This window comes from Roseovarius sp. W115 (assembly GCF_032842945.2).
GTDB classification, from domain to species: domain Bacteria; phylum Pseudomonadota; class Alphaproteobacteria; order Rhodobacterales; family Rhodobacteraceae; genus Roseovarius; species Roseovarius rhodophyticola.
The window spans coordinates 1,982,123-2,002,192 of the sequence record NZ_CP146606.1; the positions used below are offsets into that span (position 1 = coordinate 1,982,123).

Consider the following 20,070-nt stretch of genomic DNA (forward strand, 5'->3'; position numbering starts at 1 on the left):
CATGGAAACCTATACATTTCTTCGCGCCTTTGCAGACAGCTGGATGCTGTTGGCGCTCTTCACCTTCTTTGTCGGCGTGGTCATCTGGGTCATGCGCCCTGGTGCCACAAACGCCTATGACAGCGTGTCGCGAATTCCATTCCGGCATGAAAATGCACCTGTGTCCGATACCGGACCTGCTTCTGAGGAGGATTGAGACATGGCTCAAAAACCAGAAGATAAACCCGATGTCGGAACCACAGGTCATGAGTGGGACGGTATCGAAGAGCTGAACAATCCTTTGCCACGCTGGTGGGTCTGGGTGTTCTACATCACCATCATCTGGGGCCTTTGGTACACGGTGGCTTATCCCGCCTGGCCGATGATCTCGGGGGCGACTGAGGGCTATATGGGGTGGTCCACGCGTGCAAATGTGGCCGCTGATATCGAAGAGGCTGAAGCGGCCAACGCCGAGATTAACACTAGGCTGGCCAGCGTCGAACTTACTGAAATCACCAGCGATGCTGAACTTCAGGGTTATGCCCGTTCTGCCGGTGAGGCGGTGTTCAACACCTGGTGCGTGCAGTGTCATGGCCGTGAAGGTGGTGGATTTGTCGGTTACCCGACTTTGTCAGATGACGACTGGCTCTGGGGTGGTACGATGGAAGACATCCATCTCACCATCAGCCATGGTATCCGCAACGAGGAAGACCCCGATGCGCGGTATTCGGAAATGCCGGCCTTTGGACGCGATGAGTTATTGGCCGAAGAAGAGATCGTGCAAGTGGTCAACTACGTGATGTCCTTGTCCGGTGAGGCGCAGGACCCTGCTCAAGTTGAGGCGGGTGCAGTGGTCTATGCTGACAATTGCGCGGCGTGCCATGGCGAAGCGGCGGAAGGCGATGTCTTTCAAGGGGCACCGAACCTGAATGACGCGATCTGGCTCTATGGCGGAGACTACGCATCTCTCATGGAAACAGTGAACAACGCACGTTTTGGCGTCATGCCCAACTGGAACAGTCGCCTTACTGAGGCTGAGATCCGCGCTGTCACAGCCTACGTCCATCAGCTTGGTGGCGGCGAATAAAGTTTAAGAACGATCCCCGGGGTCAGATTATCCCGAGGACATAGCACCGACCTTTCCCTCCTGTTCGCGCATTTTTGGAAAGGTCGGTGCATTTTTTTATCGGCGACCCCAGATCAAAGAACCAGAACGACGCCAGCGCCGCCCGCGCCAAGGCCAGGGATCACCTCTGGACACGGGCGGCTGCACCGGTGGGAGCAAGGGTCGTTTATACACGACGGCGGGCCACACGGTGTGCTTCAAGTTCGGCGCCAGCGCGGGTGTCAAACCGTTCTGAGGCTGGCCAATGCGACCGAACACGACCATTGGTCATGGAATCAGTCCGGGTCGCAGTGCGGAACGTATCTGAAAATATAGATAACATATCGTTTCCTTTTCTTACTGGATCATGTCTTTATTTATGGGGGAATATGCGCAAATATGCGACTCAGGAAAAAATCATAGATGTAAGTAAAAATTACATATGGATTGGAAAGACCTACCTCCTCTGACGTCTCTGCGTGCCTTTCATGCGCTGGCTGAAACCGGCTCGGCTGTTGCGGCTGGAACGATGCTTAATGTCAGCCATGCAGCGGTGAGCCAGCAACTCAAAGCGCTTGAGAGTCATATCGGTGTTCCACTGGTTGACCGATCAGGACGGTCCTTGACGTTGACGCCAGCAGGAGAAGAACTGGCCGAAGCGTTGAAATCCGGATTTGGAACGATGGCGCGTGCTGTGGCAGCTTTAACAGGCGCGGATGCAAACAGGCCTGTACATGTATCTACGACGTCGCTTTTTGCGACGACCTGGCTGATGCCGCGGCTTTTAGATTTTCAGTCTAAACATCCCGAGATTGATCTGATGGTGAACCCCTCTGCCGAGCTCTTCGATCCTGAACCTGGCGGTATCGATGTTGGCTTGCGCTTTGGCTCTGGCGATTGGCCGGGTTTGGAAGCCGAAATGCTGGTGCCAACGGATATTGCGGTAACGGCCGCTCCATCCTTGGTCGGTGATTGCGTGATCGAATGCCCGGCGGATTTGCTTCAATTCCCTTGGTTGGAGGAATTGGGCACAAGTGAATCCACAGATTGGTTGCGCAAGCATGGGGTGGTTGAAGGTCGCGCCAAACGGATTACTCAAATGCCTGGCAACCTGATGCTGGAAGGTGCTCGTGCCGGGCAGGGTGTGATCAGCACGGCTATGTCCTCGGTTAAAGATGATATAGCGTCAGGACGCCTGCGCCTGCTCTTTTTGGACCGCGGAGAGACAGGCTATCATATAGTGACCCGCCCCGGCGTTATGCGACCCAATGCCAAAGCGTTTGTCACTTGGCTCAAACGGCAAAAATTATCGGCATCTGAATGACATAACACTCCGTGAGAAGCCGCGTAGTTTGACTCAGGTCAAGGTGCTTGGTCGTCCGACATGGGATGAAAACCATGCGAAACAGGAGAAATAGAGGTCATTCACGTGCCCGCTGATTCAGATAATGCCCCACAAAGTCTTTATGCTGCGCAGGAACCTGTGTTCCCCAAACGCGTAAGTGGTTGGTTTCGCAACCTGAAATGGGTCATCATGATTGTGACGCTTGGGATTTACTACCTGACACCATGGATTCGCTGGGATCGCGGTCCGCAGCTTCCGGATCAGGCGGTTCTGGTTGATATGGCGCATCGGCGGTTCTTTTTCTTTTGGATCGAGATCTGGCCGCACGAGTTTTATTTCGTCGCCGGGCTGTTGGTTATGGCGGGCCTGGGCCTGTTTCTCTTCACATCTGCGATGGGCCGCGTGTGGTGTGGGTATGCTTGCCCTCAGACCGTGTGGACGGATCTGTTCATTCTGGTGGAGCGTTGGATCGAAGGGGATCGCAACGCGCGGCTGCGCTTGCATCGGCAGAAGAAGTGGGATTTTCGCAAAGTTCGCTTGCGGCTGACGAAATGGACAGTTTGGTTGATCATTGGTCTGCTGACAGGTGGTGCGTGGGTATTTTACTTCACAGATGCACCAACGCTGTTGCTCGATCTGTTTACGCTCAACGCGCATCCGATTGCTTACACAACAATTGCAATCCTGACGGCCACGACCTTTTTCTTTGGCGGCTTCGCTCGCGAACAGATTTGCATCTATGCCTGTCCCTGGCCGCGTATTCAGGCTGCCATGATGGACGAAGACACGCTGACGGTCGGTTATCGCGAATGGCGTGGCGAGCCGCGCAAGCATTCCGAAGAGGTCAAGGCCGGCGAGGCACAAGGCGACTGCATTGATTGCATGGCCTGCGTGAATGTCTGCCCCATGGGCATCGACATTCGTGATGGGCAACAAATGGAGTGTATCACCTGTGCGCTTTGTATTGATGCATGCGACGACATCATGGCCAAGATCGGCAAGCCGCGTGGTTTGATTGATTACCTGGCTCTGACCGACGAACAGTATGAGCGGCAGGGCAAGGCGCCGAAGAAAGTGATGAGCCACATCCTGCGTCCACGTACGATCATGTATACGGCTCTATGGTCGATTGTCGGGTTTAGCCTGTTGTTCGCGCTCTTTATTCGCTCGGATATCGAAATGACCGTGGCACCGGTCCGTAACCCGACCTTTATTACTCTCTCAGATGGTTCGATCCGCAACACCTATGAGGTGCGCTTGTTGAACAAACATGGCGATGATCGGCCGTTCCGTATAACGGTCACGGGCGATCCGGCAGTACGGGTTCAGCTAGAAGGCACGCCTTATGCATCGGTGAACGTGCCTGCCAACAAAACCCATCTGCAGAGGGTTTACCTTATCGCGCCAGCAGGCTCTGGTCCGGCGCAAGCTGAGCGGTCAGATGTACGGCTTTGGGTCGAAGACATCTCCAACGGTGACCGGGCTTACAAAGACACAATTTTCAACGGGAAGGGCAACTGATGACCGAGCGCAAGATTACTGGCATGCATGTCTTTTTTGGCTTTCTCGGTGCCTTTGGCGTCATTATCGCGGTGAACTTCACTTTGGCTTACTCCGCCGTAAAGACCTTCCCTGGGGTAGAGGTGAAAAATTCATACATCGCCAGCCAAACCTTTGATGATCGACGCGCGGCTCAGCAAGAGTTGGGCTGGAAGGTTGAAGCCACGCATGCCCAGGGGCAACTGCGCCTGAGCATTCGCGATGACAATGGCCGCCCTGTAAAGGCTGCCCAGATTCACGCGACTGTAGGCCGCGCCACGCATGTGCGCGAAGACAGTCAGCCGGAGTTTCGCTTTGACGGGGTGTCATATGTCGCACCGCTGGAGCTATCGGACGGGAACTGGAATGTCCGGATGCGCGCGTTGTCGGCGGATGGCACCGAGTTTCAACAACGTGTTGTCCTGATCAAGGAGTAAGGGAGCAGTGACCGCCACACTGAAGCAACCTGTCTCTGCCTGTCCGGCTTGCTCGGTTGTTCCGGCGGCGGAGGCATTGGCGGAGACAAAGCCTGTATCAGGTGATATCGCGCTCTCATTGCCTACAATCCATTGCGCCGCCTGCATTTCCAAGATTGAACGCGGCCTGTCGGCTCATCCCGGCGTGCGTGCTGCACGTGTGAACCTGACACTCAAACGCGCCACTATTGAGGCTGAGCCGGAAGTGACGGCTGCCATGTTGTGCAATGTCGTTGAAGGGCTGGGATATGAGGCGCATGAGCTTGATCCAAGTGCCTTGAACGCAACCAGCACAGATCGTGCCGGGCGCGAGCTTTTGATGCGGCTTGCTGTGGCTGGCTTTGCGATGATGAATGTCATGCTGTTGTCGGTCTCGGTCTGGTCCGGCGCAGAAGCCGCCACACGCGACATGTTCCACTGGATTTCTGCTGCGATTGCACTGCCCGCGATTGCTTTCTCGGGCCAGCCGTTCTTTCGCAATGCGTGGACTGCGCTGCGGCAGGGGCGGCTTAACATGGATGTGCCGATTTCTTTAGCCATTGGGTTGGCGGTAGTAACGTCGCTTTGGGAGACGTCTCTGTCCGGGTATCACGCCTATTTTGACGCGGCCATTGCACTGACCTTTTTTCTGCTGATCGGGCGGTACTTGGATCATCGCACGCGAGCCATTGCACGATCTGCCGCTGAAGAACTGACCGCGCTGGAAGTGCCGCGCGCGTGGCGTGTTGTGGATGGCACGGAGGAAGAGGTGCCCATTTCCGAAATTTCCGTTGGCGATCTGGTGCGGGTTCGCCCCGGTGGGCGTGTGCCGGTGGATGGCGATATTGTTGAGGGGCAATCTGAGATTGATCGTTCTCTTCTGACCGGCGAGACCCTTCCGGTTTTTGCGCAAGAAGGGCTTGCGGTCTCGGCAGGTGAAGTCAACCTGACCGGTCCTTTGACCATCCGGGCGACTGCCGTTGGTCGAGATACGTCACTTCACCGCATGGCCGATCTTGTGGCCATCGCTGAATCTGGCCGCTCACGTTACACATCCTTGGCCGATAGTGCGGCCAAGCTCTATGCTCCCGGCGTGCATATATTGTCGGCCTTGGCCTTTGTAGGCTGGTATCTCTACACATTTGACATGCGCACAGCGCTTAATATCGCGGCAGCGGTTTTGATCATCACATGCCCTTGCGCGCTTGGATTGGCTGTTCCTGCCGTCACCACTGCAGCATCAGGGCGGCTGTTCCGCAAAGGTATGCTGATTAAGCATGAAACCGCGCTGGAGCGGCTGGCCCAAGTGGACACTGTGGTTTTCGACAAGACAGGAACACTGACAGAAGGTTTGCCCCAACTGACAAATCTGGAGCAGTTGCCGCGCCCGGATGTGGAACTGGCCATGGCATTGGCGGCGCAATCGAGCCACCCATTGGCCAAGGCGATTTACCGTGCCGCTTTGGATGCGGGGTTTGCAGCCGCATCGATCAGTGAAGCACGTGAAGTTCCGGGATTTGGCGTTGAAGCTGTGTTTGAAGGCCAGCCGGTGCGTCTTGGTCGCGCCAAATGGCTCGGCGCCGAACCATTGGCCGAAACCGCGACCTATCTGCAAATCGGTGAGGAAACGCCGCTGGCGTTCCGTTTCGAGGATGCGTTAAGGGCAGGGGCGGAAGACGCGGTGCGCGCGCTTCGCGAACGTGGCAAGACGGTGTGCTTGATGTCGGGTGACACCACCCCTGCGGTCGAAGCTCTGGCGCGGCGACTTGGTATTGAAAACTGGATGTCAGAGGCATTACCGGAACACAAGGCGCGGCGCATTCAGGATATGACTCAAGATGGCGCGCATGTTTTGATGGTGGGTGATGGGCTCAACGACACCGCGGCCCTGGCAGCGGCGCATGTGTCCATCTCTCCGGCCACTGCACTTGATGCGGCGCGTGTTGCCAGTGACATCGTGCTTTTGGGCAATGATTTGTCGCCGGTGTCTGATGCCTGCACCACCGCGAAATCGGCCACCAAACGCATTCGCGAGAACTTCCGAATTGCGACGCTTTACAACATCATCGCTGTGCCGCTGGCGGTTGCCGGTCTGGCCACACCGCTGATCGCAGCCTTGGCGATGTCGGCAAGTTCGATTACCGTTTCGCTCAATTCGCTGCGCGTGAAAGGTCGTGGATGAACATTCTGACCTACCTTATCCCGATCTCGCTCATTCTGGGCGGGCTGGGGCTTGGGTTTTTCATATGGACGGTGAAGACCAACCAGTATGACGACCCGGATGGCGATGCGCAGCGGATTCTGAGCGACGAATATGATGACAGGCCCAAGCCATAAGGCGAGCCGATCATGTGTTTCTGCCAGATCTAAAGCTAAACGCCGCCGGGCTGAATCGTTTCGCAGGTGATCTGCTTGGCTTGCAAGCGACGACAGGCCATGTCCGCGGTTTCTTCGGTCAATCCCATGAAGTTGGCGTCAAACCCGGTATTGCGTTTGACCACTTTGCGCAAACTGCCATCCAGCGTTTCCATTTCATTCAAAGCCGTTTGCAAGAGCACCTTGCGCGCTTTGTATTGGCTTGGGTATTGACCAACATTGATGCCCCAGTGTCGCCCACCGGATGTCGACAGCCGTGTGACCACTTCTTGAACAGGGTCTTCTGCAGGTTCAGCCTTTGCTATCTGAAGGCTGGCCGGACGTATCTTTGGCGACAAAGTTGGCTTGGTCGGGGCTGCTGCAAGAACCGCTGCTGGCACATCGGGTTTGGACGACGTGCTGACCGCCGCCAAGAGGGCCTTTTCGATATCTGACTTGTTGGCCACAAGAACCGGAGCCTCTTCGGCAGGGACCGGTGTTGTTGCAGGTTCCGCGCCAGGGCGTGTTTGCGGACGTAAGCTTTTCTTCACAGCGGCGGCTGCAACCAAGCGTACTGTACGGCCGGTGCCGCCAGGAACCGAATGGCCATCTCCGCGGCCAGCTTTGCCCATGTAAGGCGGCTTTGCGGGACGCAGCAGGGCCGTGCGTGTTGGCGCACGTTTGAAACCCAGATCAAGAAGCTCAGCCACTTTGGCGTTACGTGTGGCGGTCGATCGCCCGCCAAAAACTGTTGCAATGATACGTTCATTTCCGCGCTCTGCGGATGCGGTCAGGTTGAAGCCAGCCGCGCGGGTGTAGCCTGTTTTAATGCCGTCGGCCCCACGATAGCTGCGCAATAGCTTGCGGTTTGTGTGATAGACCTTGGTGCCACCTGCATTCGCAGTGATCCGCGAGAAAAGATTGTAGTATTCAGGGTAATCATAAAACAAATGCCGTCCCATGATCGTCATGTCGCGGGCCGTGGAAAGGTGCCCTTTTTCAGTAAGCCCATGGGCGTTCTTGAAGGTTGTTCGCGTCATGCCAAGTGCCTTGGCGGTCCGGTTCATGCGCCGCGCAAAGGCCGCCTCAGACCCCTCGATTGCTTCGGCCAGAGCGGTGGACGCATCATTTGCTGATTTGATCGCCGCTGCACGGATGAGATACCGAAGCTGGATCTTTTGCCCTGCACGCAGCCCAAGTTTGCTTGGTGGTTCGCTTGCGGCATGCTTGGAGATGCGCACCGGCGTGTCCAGGCTGATCTCGCCATTCTCCACCGCTTCAAACACCACATAAAGCGTCATCATTTTGGTAAGCGATGCGGGATGAAGCCGTGTGTCGGCGTTTCGCGAATGCAGCACCTTACCGCTGCGTGCGTCCATCACCAGTGCTGCATAAGGGGCTGCTGCCGCGCTTAACGGGACCACCACCAACATCCAAATGGTAGCCAAAGCCACCAGACCCCAGCGAAGGGGCTGCTTGTTGCGCGTTCTCATGGAACTGCTCTTTCTCTGCCTCGTTGACCGCCGATTTTTTCGACTGGCCATGTTTTGATTGATAAAACAGTAGCATAGAGGGCGCGTTGAATAAAGTCTGAATTTTCATAGATTTCAGGGGCGATCTGCCAGAAATTTGACTACATGTTGCGGCATTTTTTAGCTGACCGGCAATATCGTCAATTGTGGCGGGACTGTGTCCGATCGGCTAGGATCAGGTTGTTGTCCATATTTGGGCAAAGCAAAAGGCCCAGGACAATGTCCCGGGCCTTGCTTCTGTTTTGTTTAATTTAGTTCAGCGCCGCATCCGTGATGGCATGTGTCCAAGCAGCTTCACCGGGGTGATCGGTTATCACTGGATCGGATCCACCTGCCAAAAGCGATTGGACTGTCCTTTCGAAATCTGCAGGGTCAAGTGCTCCGTTCGACCCTGCAGTCAGCTTAGCAATCTCGCCCATCATGCGTTTTTGGTGCTTCTCAGTCTGTGCACCGGTCTCGTCATTGTCGAGCACGATCAAAGCCGCATCATCGGGATTTTCCTCGGCCCACTTCCAGCCTTTCATCGAAGCCCGTACGAAACGGGTCATTTTGTCGACAAAAGCTGGGTCTTCGAGGTTTTCCTCCAGAACGTACATGCCGTCCTCAAGTGTCGCGACGCCTTGGTCTTCGTACTTGAAAACCACCAAGTCGTCCGGGCTCAGCCCCGCATCAATGATTTGCCAGTATTCGTTGTAAGTCATCGTCGAAACGCAAGCCGCCTGACCCTGCAAGATCGGATCGACGTTGAACCCTTGCTTGAGAACAGTCACGCCGTCCTCACCGCCATCTGTTGAAAGACCCAACTGGCTCATCCAGCTCAGGAAGGGGTATTCATTGCCAAAGAACCAGACACCTAGCGTTTTGCCAGCGAAGTCTTCGGGAGAAGCGACGCCGGCATCCTTGCGGCAGGTCAGCATCATGCCGGAGCTTTTAAATGGTTGCGCGATGTTCACAAGCGGCAGACCCTTTTCACGAGAGGCCAGAGCCGAGGGCATCCAGTCAAGCACCACATCGGCCCCGCCACCGGCGATGACCTGAGCCGGGGCAATGTCCGGGCCGCCCGGTTTGATCGTGACGTTCAGGCCTTCTTCTTCATAAAAGCCCTGATCGAGTGCGACGTAGTAACCGGCGAATTGCGCTTGCGTTACCCATTTGAGCTGTAGTGTGACGTCATCGGCGGCTTGTGCCATCCCGCCCCAAAAGGCAGCGGCAGCAAAGCCAATGGAATATGTGAGGTTCTTCATTTTCATTTCTCCCTTGGTTTAATTTTTTGTTTACGCCCGGCCCCGTTGTGATGGGTGCCAGAATGTCACGGCTCGTTCGATAAGTGCAACCGCGCCGTAAAATCCCGATCCCGCCAAGGCCGCGACAAAAATCTCGGCCCAGACAAGATCAATTGAAAGACTGCCGACTCCCGTGGAAATTCGGAAGCCCATCCCGCGCGTAGGTGAGCCAAAATACTCTGCCACAATAGCCCCGATCAGGGCCAGCGTGGCGGCGATTTTCAAACCGTTGAACACAAACGGCATCGCCGCCGGAAGTCTCAGTTTGGTAAGTGTGGTGATATAGCCTGCGGCGTATGTATGCATTAGATCGCGCTGCATCTGATCCGTTTCTCGCAAACCCTGAACCGTGTTTACCAGCATCGGAAAGAATACCATCACGACGACAACGGCGGCTTTGGACTGCCAGTCAAAACCGAACCAACTCACCAATATGGGTGCGATCCCAACGATGGGCAGGGCGGCAACGAAATTGCCAATTGGCAATAGCCCCCTGGTGAGGAAGGCTGAGCGATCAATGGCAATGGCGGCGATGAAAGCTGACAGACATCCGATGGCATAGCCCGACAATGCACCTTTCAGCACTGTCTGGGTGAAGTCCGCCCAAAGAATGTCTGTTGAAGTGACAAAGGTTTGAGCCACAACGGAGGGCGCGGGCAGGATGACGGGTGAGATGCCTAAGCCGCGAACCAACCCTTCCCACAAAACCAGAAGAGAGCCACCAAACAATAGGGGTACGATCAGACGCACTGGTTTGGTGTTGTGATAGCGCGACCGGGCCAGCGCCACGTTCACAGCCCAGGCCGCCAGCCAGAATATCAAGGCGATCCCCAGCCAGGTCATGATGGCATCCCCATGCGTCGCAGGATCAGGCGCTGGGACAGATCCAGGAAGGTGACTAGTAGCCCGGCAAGTATGGCGGCCGTGAACAGAGCGGCCCAAATCGCAAGCGGCGTGCCGAATTGATCTCCGATCAGGATGCGCGCGCCGAGACCGGAAACCGCGCCCGTGGGCAGCTCTCCGACAATGGTGCCAACAAGGGCTGCGGCGATCCCGATCTTGAGAGACGTAAAGAGGTACGGCACCGAAGCGGGCAGGCGTAGCTTGAGAAAGCTTTGCAAGCCCGAGGCGCCGTAGGTGCGCAAAAGATCAAGCTGTGCAATGGCGGGGGATTGTAGCCCTTTGACCATGCCGACAAGCACCGGAAAATAACACAAATAGGCAGATATGATCGCCTTTGGCAGGCCGCGTCCCTCGACCCCGAGCTGAGAGGAGAGAACGATGATCATCGGAGCAAGGGCCACGATTGGGATGGTCTGGCTGATGATCGCCCAGGGCATGAGACTCATGCGGGTGACCCGCGAGTAAACAATGGCGACTGCGCCCAGAATGCCAAGAACAGTCCCCAACACAAAACCAGACAAGGTCGATTTCAGTGTGATCCACCCATGGAGAATGAGCGAACGCTTCGACAGCGCCCGCCCGCGCAACACCATCTCGCCAGTCGTTTTCCAAAGCTCCTGTCCCACCTGCGTTGGTGTGGGCAACCGCGGGCGCTCAAGCGCGTATCCCACCGAGACATGTTCCGAGTTGTTGAGCATCAGCCGCCAGACAGAGGTCGCGCGCCGTTCGACGGAAGTGGCGGGCTCCACTGTTGCACCGCTGCGCTCAACCTGGTCCAGCGCCACGCGCAGATTCATTGGGGCGACCGCCAAGTACCAGATCGCGACTATCGCGCCGAGCACGGTCAGGATGGGCAAGAGGCTTCTCATGCGTACGTCCCGACTTCACAGTTCCAAAAATACTCAATTTCCATCGCAAGATTTGAGCGCAGTTTTTTGAGTATTTTAAGAACGATGAAAGGATTTGGTGGTTGCTTGCAGAGGCGGCACAGGCTGGAGAGCCGATGGCCGTGAACGGAGAAAGTCCCCTGCTCGGTCAAAAGGGTGGGGGCGTCCGGTTTTGGTGGTGTTTCAATCCTCATAACTGTGCCCCGCGCGCAGACCTTCGCGAACACGATGGGCAATGTCGAGAAATTCTTTCGTGTCGCGAATGTCCAGAGGGCGCTCTCGGGGTAGGGGCTTTCGATCACATCGGTGATGCGGCCCGGACGAGGGGACATGACGACGATTTTCGTGCTGAGGTAGACCGCCTCGGGGATGGAGTGGGTGACAAAACAGATGGTTTTGTTGGTGCGCTCCCAGAGGTAGAGAAGCTGCTCGTTCAGGTGGTCGCGGACGATTTCATCGAGCGCGCCGAAAGGTTCATCCATCAGCAGGATATCGGCATCAAAGGCCAGTGCGCGGGCAATCGAGGCGCGTTGCTGCATGCCGCCGGAGAGCTGCCAGGGGAATTTCTTTTCAAACCCGGCAAGATCCACGAGGTCGAGAACACGTTTTACGCGCGCGGCCTGATCAGCCTTGTCATACCCCATGATTTCGAGCGGCAGGCGGACATTGCCGCCGATGGTGCGCCAGGGGTAAAGGCCAGCGGCCTGGAAGACGTAACCATAGGCACGATTGCGGCGGGCCTCTTCGGGGGAAGTGCCGTTGACCGTGATCTTGCCGCCGGTGGGGTGTTCTAGGTCCGCCATGCAGCGCAAGAAAGTGGTTTTGCCGCATCCGGACGGACCGATGAAGGAGACGAAGTCGCCTTTTTCGACATCGAGCGACACGTCCTTCAGCGCATGCACCGGGCCATCACCGGTCTGGAAGGTCAGCGAGAGGTTTTGGGCGCTGATCACCGGGTTGGTCTTCACGAGTTCTTCCTTGCTTGCACTAGTGCATGGCGACGTGCTGGCGGTTCTTTGTCAAGGTGGTGTGAGGCAAACCACTCATGCCTTTGGAGCTTATTCAAATCCCCGCCGGAATATTCATCGGGTCGCGTTCGATCATTTTGGGCGCAGTGAGTTCCTTCCATTTGCTGAGCGCGGTATGCGCCGAGGGGAAGGCCGGGCGGGGCACGAAGCGGCCTCGACCGGGTTGAGGTTGTGAATTTTGGCCCCAGGCCCAGATCACCTCGCCCCGGCTGAGGGTGTAGCGGGAATTGGCGGTGACCTCGAATCCTTCGAAGACGTTGTAATCCAGGATCGAGTGGTGGTTGGAGGCAGAAATCGTCTTGGTGATTTTGGGATCCCAGACCACGATATCCGCGTCGGCCCCTTCGACGATGGCGCCTTTCTTGGGGTAGATGTTGAGGATCTTGGCCACGTTGGTCGACGTCACTGCGACGAACTCGTTGGGTGTCAGGCGGCCTGTTTCGACGCCTTCGGTCCAGAGCACCGGCATGCGTTCCTCCAGCCCGTTGGAACCGTTGGGGATGATGCGGAAATCATCGCGGCCCGCGCGTTTCTGCTCGGTGTTGAAGGCGGCGTGGTCTGTGGCGACGACTTGTAAGCTGCCTGCCTGCAGGCCTGCCCAGAGGCTGTCTTGGTGGTCTTTCGACCGGAAGGGTGGGGACATCACGCGGCGCGCGGCGTGATCCCAATCCTTATTGAAATATTCACTTTCATCCAGTGTCAGAAATTGAGCCAGAGGTTCACCATAAACGCGCATGCCTTTTTGGCGTGCCCGGCGGATGGCCTCATGGGCCTGCTCGCAGCTGACATGCACGATGTAGAGCGGCACGCCTGCCGTGTCGGCGATGGTGATGGCGCGATTGGCCGCCTCGCCCTCCAGCTCTGGGGGTCTTGAATAGGCGTGACCTTCGGGACCGGTAATGCCCTGGTTGAAATACTTCTCCTGCAGTTCGGCCACCAGATCGCCGTTCTCGGCATGGACCATCGGCAGCGCGCCCAGCTCAGCGCAGCGCTTGAAGGAGGCGAACATCTCGTCATCCTCGATCATCAGCGCGCCTTTATAGGCCATGAAATGCTTGAAGCTGTTCACGCCCATGTCGACGGCATCTTTCATCTCGGTGAAGATGCTTTCATTCCAGCCGGTGATGGCCATGTGATAGCCGATATCGGCACAGATCTGCGGCGCCGATTTGCGGTGCCATTCGTTGATGGCGTTCTTGATGGAGCCATCGGCACCCGGCAGACAGAAATCCACCAGCATCGTCGTGCCGCCACAGGCCGCGGCCCAGGTGCCGGTCTCGAAGGTTTCCGCCGCCGTGGTTCCCATGAAAGGCATTTCCAGATGGGTGTGCGGGTCAATGCCGCCGGGGATGACATAGGCACCTTCGGCGTCGATGTATTCGTCGCCCTTTAGGTCCTCGCCGATCTGTCTGATCTTCTCATCCTCGATCAGGACATCGGCCTTCCACGTACGATCTGCGGTACAGACGGTGCCGTTCTTGATGACTTTGGTGGTCATTGGGTTTCTCCTATTCGATTAGAAGCGGCAAGAGGTACGCTTCCATCCCTTTCGCGTTTCCAGCAGGCCCACGCGTAAGCCACTCCAAGCTCTTCAACCTCTTTAAATCTGGCTTTAGCGTGCTCACCACATTCTTCGACCGAGAATGAGCCCCACAACTCCCAAACTAAGTTGCCGTTTTCATAAAATCCAACTTCGGCAGCAAATCTATCTGACTTACATCCGGCCAAGAACAACACGGACAATCCACACAAAACCATATCTGTAACGAAGCCTCTGGGACTCACTCCACAATCCCCGCCGTTTCCACCACCGCGTGCATGAGCACGTCTGTGCCCGCTGTGGCCCAGTCCTTGGAAATCTCCTCAGCCTCATTGTGGCTAAGCCCATCAACACAAGGGCACATCACCATGGCCGTGGGAGCAACATCGTTGATCCAGCAGGCGTCGTGGCCTGCACCGCTGACGATATCCATGTGGCTGTATCCCAGCCGTTCCGCCGCATCGCGCACGGCGGTCACGCAGGTCTCGTCAAAGGCGGGCGGATCGAATTGACCGACGATCTCGGAAGAAAACTCGACGCCAATCTCTTCACACAGCTTTGGTGCGCGCTCGTCAAATTCGCCGACCATGGCGTTGAGCTTGTCCAGCAGATGCGTGCGCATGTCGACGGTGAAGACAACCTTGCCGGGGATCACATTGCGGGAGTTGGGATAGACCTCGATATGGCCAATCGCACCCACCGCATTGGGCTGGTTTTTCATGGCGATCTCATGCACGAGCTCCGTGATAAGCGCGAGGCCGCGCCCGGCGTTTTTGCGCATATGCATGGGTGTGGACCCGGTATGAGAATCCTTGCCCGTCACAGTGCATTCGATCCACCGCAGGCCCTGACCATGGGTGACGACACCGATATCCTTGCCTTCGGCCTCCAGGATCGGGCCCTGTTCGATATGCAGCTCAAAAAAGGCGTGCATTTTGCGATCGCCTGCAGGTTCATCGCCTTCCCAGCCGATACGCTTCAACTCATCGCCAAAGCGTTTGCCATCGGCATCCACGCGGTCCTTGGCCCATGCTTCGGTGTGCTTGCCCGCAAAGACACCCGAGGCGAGCATGGCGGGCGCATACCGCGTGCCTTCCTCGTTGGTCCAGTTGGTGACAACGATGGGGTGCTTTGTCTTGATGCCGAGGTCATTGAGCGTGCGGATGATTTCCAGACCGCCCAACACCCCCAGAACGCCATCATATTTCCCGCCAGTGGGCTGCGTGTCGAGGTGGGAGCCGACATAGACGGGGAGCGCGTCCGGGTCGGTCCCCTCTCGGCGGGCAAACATGTTGCCCATTGTATCCACTCCGGTGGTCAAGCCAGCGGCGTCACACCAGGATTTGTATAGCGCACGGCCCTCGGCGTCTTCGTCGGTCAATGTCTGGCGGTTGTTGCCGCCCGCGATACCGGGGCCGATCTTGGCCATTTCCATCAGGCTGTCCCACAACCGGTCGCCGTTGATCTTGAGGTTCTCACCCGGAGCCGCCATGTCATCCCCCTTTTGCCGATGGTCACTCATGATGTGCGATACCGCATCAGCGCCATTGACATCACTATATCATGGCGTGCGGAAACATCACTTTTGACCAAATGGTAAAACAACGATTGCGGAAGAACTTGCCCATGTCAACCAATGTGAGGATGGTAGGAAGCAACAGGCCAAACTCTGGCCAAAGATGCCTTGCCACTAAGCAATTCAGGCCAGGGAGAGCCATGCCGAGACCATCCGCAGAAGACACCGTGCCAAAGCCAAGCCGGATTCAACAACGTAACCGCGCTCTTATCCTGGATGCCGCGCTTGAGGTGTTCTCAAAACATGGATTTCGGGGGGCGACGCTGGACCAGATTGCCGAGCAGGCCGGGCTTTCGAAGCCGAACATTCTCTATTATTTTGAGGGCAAGGAAGACATCCATGTCACTTTACTCAACCGGCTAATGGATGAGTGGCTGGCCCCTATGCGCGAGATCGACCCTAAAGGGCAGCCTTTGGAAGAAATTCTACGCTACGTTCAGCGCAAACTGGAAATGAGCCGGGAGTATCCGCGCGAAAGCAGGCTTTTTGCCAATGAAATCCTGCAAGGGGCACCGCGCATCGGGTCTCATCTTGATCGCACGCTAAAGCCTCTGGTGAATAATACTGTAATAATTATTGAGGATTGGGTGGCACAGAAGCGCATTGCCAAAGTAGATGCCCATCATTTGATATTTTCGATCTGGGCCACGACACAGCATTACGCCGATTTCGATGCGCAAGTTCAGGCGCTTGTCTCGGAATCAAATGTGCATGCGGGGGCTTGGGAATTTCTTGATACGTTGTACCGCAGACTGTTGTCTGTTTGATGTGGTTTGACCGAAGTCGTCAGTTTTGGACCATTTGCACCATTGGCGCGTCGCTTGGATGCGCGGCATAAGTTCCCATCAACAGAACAGTCGATGACGTCAAAACAAGAAGCGTTGTCTTAATCACGACTCCAACCCTTTCTTAACAATTCTCAAGAAAAGGCTACTGCAGAACAATTTGTATTTGTTTGACTTAGGTCAAGATACCTATTCCGCAGCGCATGACCCCGGGTTGTTGGGATGCGTCGTCCAGTTGGCGTATTCTTTCTCGACAGTTTTCCCGGTGCGTTCATCGACCATCCCTGGCGCAAGCTCTTCCATCGTGATGCAGCCCTCTACAGGGCAGACATTCACACACAGGTTACAGGCCACACATTCGGCATCTATCACGTCAAAGACACGATCAGGCGTCATGGAGATGGCTTGATGCGAAGTGTCTTCACAGGCGGCATAGCACCGGCCGCATTTGATGCAGAGATCCTGATCAATCCGCGCCTTGGTGACGTAGTTCAGGTTCAGATGCTGCCAGTCACAACAGTTTGGCACGGCGCGACCCACAATCTCATCGACGCAGGTGAACCCTTTTTCGTCCATGTATTGCGACAGGCCCGAAATCATTTCCTGCACAATCTTGAAGCCATAGGTCATGGCGGCAGTACAGACCTGCACGTTTCCCGCGCCCAAAGACATGAACTCCGCCGCGTCGCGCCACGTGGTTATGCCGCCGATGCCGGAAATGGGCAGGCCTTGAAGCGATGAAGAGCGGGCGATCTCAGCCACCATGTTCAGAGCAATAGGTTTCACCGCCGGGCCGCAATAGCCGCCATGTGCGCCTTTGCCGTCAATGGTGGGCTCGGGGGCAAAACTGTCGAGGTTTACGGATGTGATCGAGTTGATCGTGTTGATCAGGCTGACCGCATCCGCGCCGCCATCGTGGGCGGCTTGTGCCGGTTTGCGGATATCTGTGATGTTTGGTGTGAGTTTTACAATTACCGGAAGGTTTGAGTGTTTCTTGCACCATTCGGTCACCTGTTGCACGTAGTCAGGCACCTGGCCCACGGCCGACCCCATACCGCGCTCGCTCATGCCATGTGGGCAGCCGAAATTCAGCTCAACCCCGTCGCAGCCGGTTTCCAGAACGCGATCCAGAATGGCCTTCCAGCTGTCCTCTTCCACCGGAACCATAAGGGAGGCCACAAGTGCGCGATCAGGATAATCCTTTTTCACGCGGGTCATTTCATCAAGGTTGACCTGTAGCGGACGGTCGGTGATGAGTTCGATGTTGTTTAGCCCCAGTAGACGTCGATCCGCGCCCCAGATTGCGCCATATCTGGGTCCGTTGACGTTCACGATAGGGGGGCCGTCTTCGCCAAGAGTTTTCCAGACCACGCCACCCCAACCGGCCTCGAAGGCGCGGCGAACGTTGTACTCTTTGTCCGTGGGCGGTGCAGAGGCGAGCCAGAACGGGTTGGGAGAGGAAATCCCGGCAAAGTTACTCTTGAGATTGGCCATTAACTTGGCTCCTTTCTCTGTAAGGGCGCGCGTCTATTCCGCGGCGCGAAAGATCATTTCTATGGGTGCGATATCGCCCGAATGCAGATGTTTGACGTAGTTTTGAATTTTCTGGCTGCTGGTGTCGTGCATCAGAAGGTGGATGCCAACAGGTGACGGACCACCGGCCTTTTCTATTCTGGCGAAGACGCGTTCGAAGAATTCCTTGGCGAAATCGCTGCGATCATGTTCCAAAACCTGCGTGAGTCCAGATGCAGAGGCGGCTTTTCGGTAAGCTTCTGGGGGCGTGACAAAGGAGAAATCCTTTTGCTCTGCCCAAGGGAAGGGAAAGGTCAAAGCACGGTCACTGCTACGCATGACGTCAAAAAGGGCGAATGTACCACCCGGCGCAAGCACACGCGCAGCTTCTGTGAAAAGGCGGGGCTTGTCCTCGATATTCATACCGACATGGAACATCAGAGCCAAATCGACGCTGTTATCAGCTTCGGGCATCTCAAGCGCACTTCCAACCTGAAACGTGGTGCGAGAGGACATACCTGTCGCGTCGCTTAGAGCTCTGGCTGTATTGACGAAGTCAGGCGTTAGATCAAAACCACGGACACATGCACCAGTTCGCTCGGACACATGACGCGCAGCCCCGCCGACGCCACAGCCTATGTCCAAAACCCGCGTTTCAGGTACGATCGTAAGCTGGTCGATCAACGCGTTGGTGGCTTCGACACCTCCAGTGTGAAACTCATCTACGGGCTTGAGGTCATCCAGAGTGGGCATGTCAGGGTCGGCGCCGGTTTCGGCAAGGGCCTGTCGGATGTTGTCCAGAAGACTAGGTCCTGAGTAATGGTCAGAGACGCGTGTTTCGAGATCACTCATGAGCACCTCCTTTTCTAAGGCGTGGACTCGGCCAATTCGTCACGAAATCAAGCTCCGGTGAATGTCTTCAGCCGCGTCGCGCCCTTCGGCCACAGCGGTTACCGTCAGGTCATCGCCGCCTGCCGCGCAATCACCGCCCGCCCAGACACCTGGGATCGAGGTGCGTCCAGGCCTTGTCACGGCGATTTTCCTGCCATCAAGATCAGGAAGATCGTCGTCTGCAAGTGTCTGACCGATGGCCTTGAACACCTGATCGGCGGCAAGGCGGAAGGTCTGACCCGTGGGGGTCAGATCATCATTGGTGTACTCAAATTCGATCTCACGGACTGCGCCGTTGCCGTGCAAGGCGATGGGCGAGGCATTGGTGATGATCCGCACGCCCTTTGAAGCGGCCAAGTCTTGCTCAAATCGGCTGGCATTCATGCGGTCGCGGCCACGGCGATAGACAAGGGTGACATTGAGTGCGCCCAAGAGTTTGGCCTGCACAGCGGCGTCAATTGCGGTCATGCCACCGCCAATCACAACGACATCGCGTCCTATTGGAAGGTTGGACAAGTCCTTGGCTTGTCTCAGACCCGAGATGAAATTGACAGCATCCTCAACACCTTCCTTATCCTCGTGATCAAGGCCAAGTGCATTCACGCCACCAAGACCAACTCCAAGGAATACGGCGTCGAAATCAGATTTCAGGTGTTCGAGCGAAACATCCTGACCCAGCTTTTGACCTGCTTTGACAGAGATGCCGCCGATCTGCAGAAGCCAGTCAACTTCACGTTCGGCAAAACTGTCAATTGTCTTGTAAGCAGCGATGCCAAACTCATTCAGCCCGCCCAGTTTGGAACGTGCATCGTAAAGGGTCACGTCATGTCCGTGCATGGCCAACCTATGCGCGCAAGCAAGACCGGCAGGGCCCGCGCCAACGACGGCTACCCTTTTGCCCGTCGCGTCAGCGCGCGAGAACGGGTGCACGCCTTTTTCCATAACCGTATCGGTGGCGTAACGTTGCAACTGACCGATCAAGACCGGCTTACCTTCGGCTGCTTCGCGCACACAGGCCTCTTCGCAAAGCGTTTCTGTCGGGCAAACCCGCGCGCACATGCCGCCCAGGATATTCTGGCTCAAAATCGTTTCAGCGGCCGCTTCTGGGGTGCCGGTCGCGATTTGGCGGATGAAAAGTGGAATGTCGATATCGGTGGGACATGCCGTGACGCACGGAGCATCATGGCAAAAATAACACCGATCCGCCGCAACCAAAGCTTCATGTGCGTCAATCGGAGGGTGCAAATCAGCAAAATTTTCGACGTAGTTCTCGGACGCAAGGCGCCCTGATTGAATTCCGGGTATGAGCGTGTTGTCCGTCACGATCCGTCTCCCTGGCTTTGGCTTGGGTCAGG

The 20,070-nt window shown here is 56.4% G+C and carries 17 protein-coding genes and 1 pseudogene; 8 read left to right on the forward strand and 10 right to left on the reverse strand.

All coding sequences use genetic code 11. The features are described from left to right. The first annotated feature begins 1 nt into the window (after position 1). From RZS32_RS09995 to ccoS, 7 genes are all read left to right on the forward strand, one after another. Positions 2-196, forward strand: coding sequence for a cbb3-type cytochrome c oxidase subunit 3 (locus RZS32_RS09995; protein WP_317056837.1), 195 nt, complete (start codon positions 2-4; stop codon positions 194-196). 3 nt (positions 197-199) lie between these two features. Further along, entirely contained in the window at positions 200-1,066 is an 867-nt protein-coding gene (ccoP, locus tag RZS32_RS10000) for a cytochrome-c oxidase, cbb3-type subunit III (RefSeq protein WP_317056838.1), read from the forward strand. Between the two features lie 460 nt (positions 1,067-1,526). Then, positions 1,527-2,408 carry a LysR family transcriptional regulator gene (locus RZS32_RS10005; protein ID WP_317056839.1) on the forward strand — a complete coding sequence of 294 codons (882 nt, stop codon included), beginning with the start codon at positions 1,527-1,529 and terminating at the stop codon, positions 2,406-2,408. A 105-nt stretch (positions 2,409-2,513) separates the two neighbouring features. Beyond that, on the forward strand, positions 2,514-3,950 hold the full coding sequence (gene ccoG, locus RZS32_RS10010; RefSeq protein WP_317056840.1) for a cytochrome c oxidase accessory protein CcoG: 1,437 nt from the start codon (positions 2,514-2,516) through the stop codon (positions 3,948-3,950). Beyond that, positions 3,950-4,405, forward strand: a complete 456-nt coding sequence (locus tag RZS32_RS10015; protein ID WP_317056841.1) for a FixH family protein — start codon at positions 3,950-3,952, stop codon at positions 4,403-4,405. The genes ccoG and RZS32_RS10015 overlap by 1 nt, the downstream gene beginning before the upstream one ends. Before the next feature lie 7 nt (positions 4,406-4,412). Next, positions 4,413-6,605: a heavy metal translocating P-type ATPase gene (locus RZS32_RS10020; RefSeq protein ID WP_317056842.1), complete on the forward strand. Its 2,193-nt coding sequence runs from the start codon at positions 4,413-4,415 to the stop codon at positions 6,603-6,605. After that, positions 6,602-6,760, forward strand: a complete 159-nt coding sequence (gene ccoS / locus RZS32_RS10025) for a cbb3-type cytochrome oxidase assembly protein CcoS (RefSeq protein WP_317056843.1) — start codon at positions 6,602-6,604, stop codon at positions 6,758-6,760. Before RZS32_RS10020 ends, ccoS begins: the two co-directional genes overlap by 4 nt. Positions 6,761-6,795: 35 nt before the next feature. Here the strand turns inward: ccoS and RZS32_RS10030 are convergent, their stop codons facing one another. From RZS32_RS10030 to RZS32_RS10060, 7 genes and pseudogenes are all read right to left on the reverse strand, one after another. Beyond that, positions 6,796-8,271: a D-alanyl-D-alanine carboxypeptidase family protein gene (locus RZS32_RS10030; RefSeq protein ID WP_339106608.1), complete on the reverse strand. Its 1,476-nt coding sequence runs from the start codon at positions 8,269-8,271 to the stop codon at positions 6,796-6,798. Positions 8,272-8,561: 290 nt separating this feature from the next. Then, complete coding sequence (locus tag RZS32_RS10035; protein WP_422395911.1) at positions 8,562-9,554, reverse strand: ABC transporter substrate-binding protein; 993 nt, start codon at positions 9,552-9,554, stop codon at positions 8,562-8,564. 30 nt (positions 9,555-9,584) lie between these two features. Then, positions 9,585-10,436, reverse strand: a complete 852-nt coding sequence (locus RZS32_RS10040; protein WP_317056844.1) for an ABC transporter permease — start codon at positions 10,434-10,436, stop codon at positions 9,585-9,587. Beyond that, entirely contained in the window at positions 10,433-11,365 is a 933-nt protein-coding gene (locus RZS32_RS10045; RefSeq protein WP_317056845.1) for an ABC transporter permease, read from the reverse strand. The genes RZS32_RS10040 and RZS32_RS10045 overlap by 4 nt, the downstream gene beginning before the upstream one ends. A gap of 201 nt (positions 11,366-11,566) precedes the next feature. Further along, a pseudogene (locus RZS32_RS10050) lies at positions 11,567-12,351 on the reverse strand (ABC transporter ATP-binding protein). Positions 12,352-12,445: 94 nt separating this feature from the next. Beyond that, positions 12,446-13,909: a dihydropyrimidinase gene (hydA, locus tag RZS32_RS10055; protein ID WP_317056847.1), complete on the reverse strand. Its 1,464-nt coding sequence runs from the start codon at positions 13,907-13,909 to the stop codon at positions 12,446-12,448. A gap of 283 nt (positions 13,910-14,192) precedes the next feature. Then, complete coding sequence (locus RZS32_RS10060) at positions 14,193-15,443, reverse strand: Zn-dependent hydrolase (RefSeq protein ID WP_317057892.1); 1,251 nt, start codon at positions 15,441-15,443, stop codon at positions 14,193-14,195. A 224-nt stretch (positions 15,444-15,667) separates the two neighbouring features. On the opposite strand from RZS32_RS10060, the gene RZS32_RS10065 reads away from it, so the two are divergent. Continuing rightward, a complete protein-coding gene (locus RZS32_RS10065) occupies positions 15,668-16,294 on the forward strand; it encodes a TetR family transcriptional regulator C-terminal domain-containing protein (RefSeq protein WP_317056848.1) in 627 nt (208 codons plus the stop codon). A gap of 207 nt (positions 16,295-16,501) precedes the next feature. Here RZS32_RS10065 and preA read toward each other — a convergent pair whose 3' ends face one another. From preA to RZS32_RS10080, 3 genes are read right to left on the reverse strand one after another with little or no spacing between them, the layout of a single operon-like run. Then, on the reverse strand, positions 16,502-17,806 hold the full coding sequence (gene preA / locus RZS32_RS10070; protein WP_317056849.1) for an NAD-dependent dihydropyrimidine dehydrogenase subunit PreA: 1,305 nt from the start codon (positions 17,804-17,806) through the stop codon (positions 16,502-16,504). 33 nt (positions 17,807-17,839) lie between these two features. Next, positions 17,840-18,676: a class I SAM-dependent methyltransferase gene (locus tag RZS32_RS10075; RefSeq protein ID WP_317056850.1), complete on the reverse strand. Its 837-nt coding sequence runs from the start codon at positions 18,674-18,676 to the stop codon at positions 17,840-17,842. Positions 18,677-18,715: 39 nt separating this feature from the next. Continuing rightward, a complete protein-coding gene (locus RZS32_RS10080) occupies positions 18,716-20,038 on the reverse strand; it encodes an NAD(P)-dependent oxidoreductase (protein ID WP_317056851.1) in 1,323 nt (440 codons plus the stop codon). Positions 20,039-20,070 lie beyond the last annotated feature (32 nt).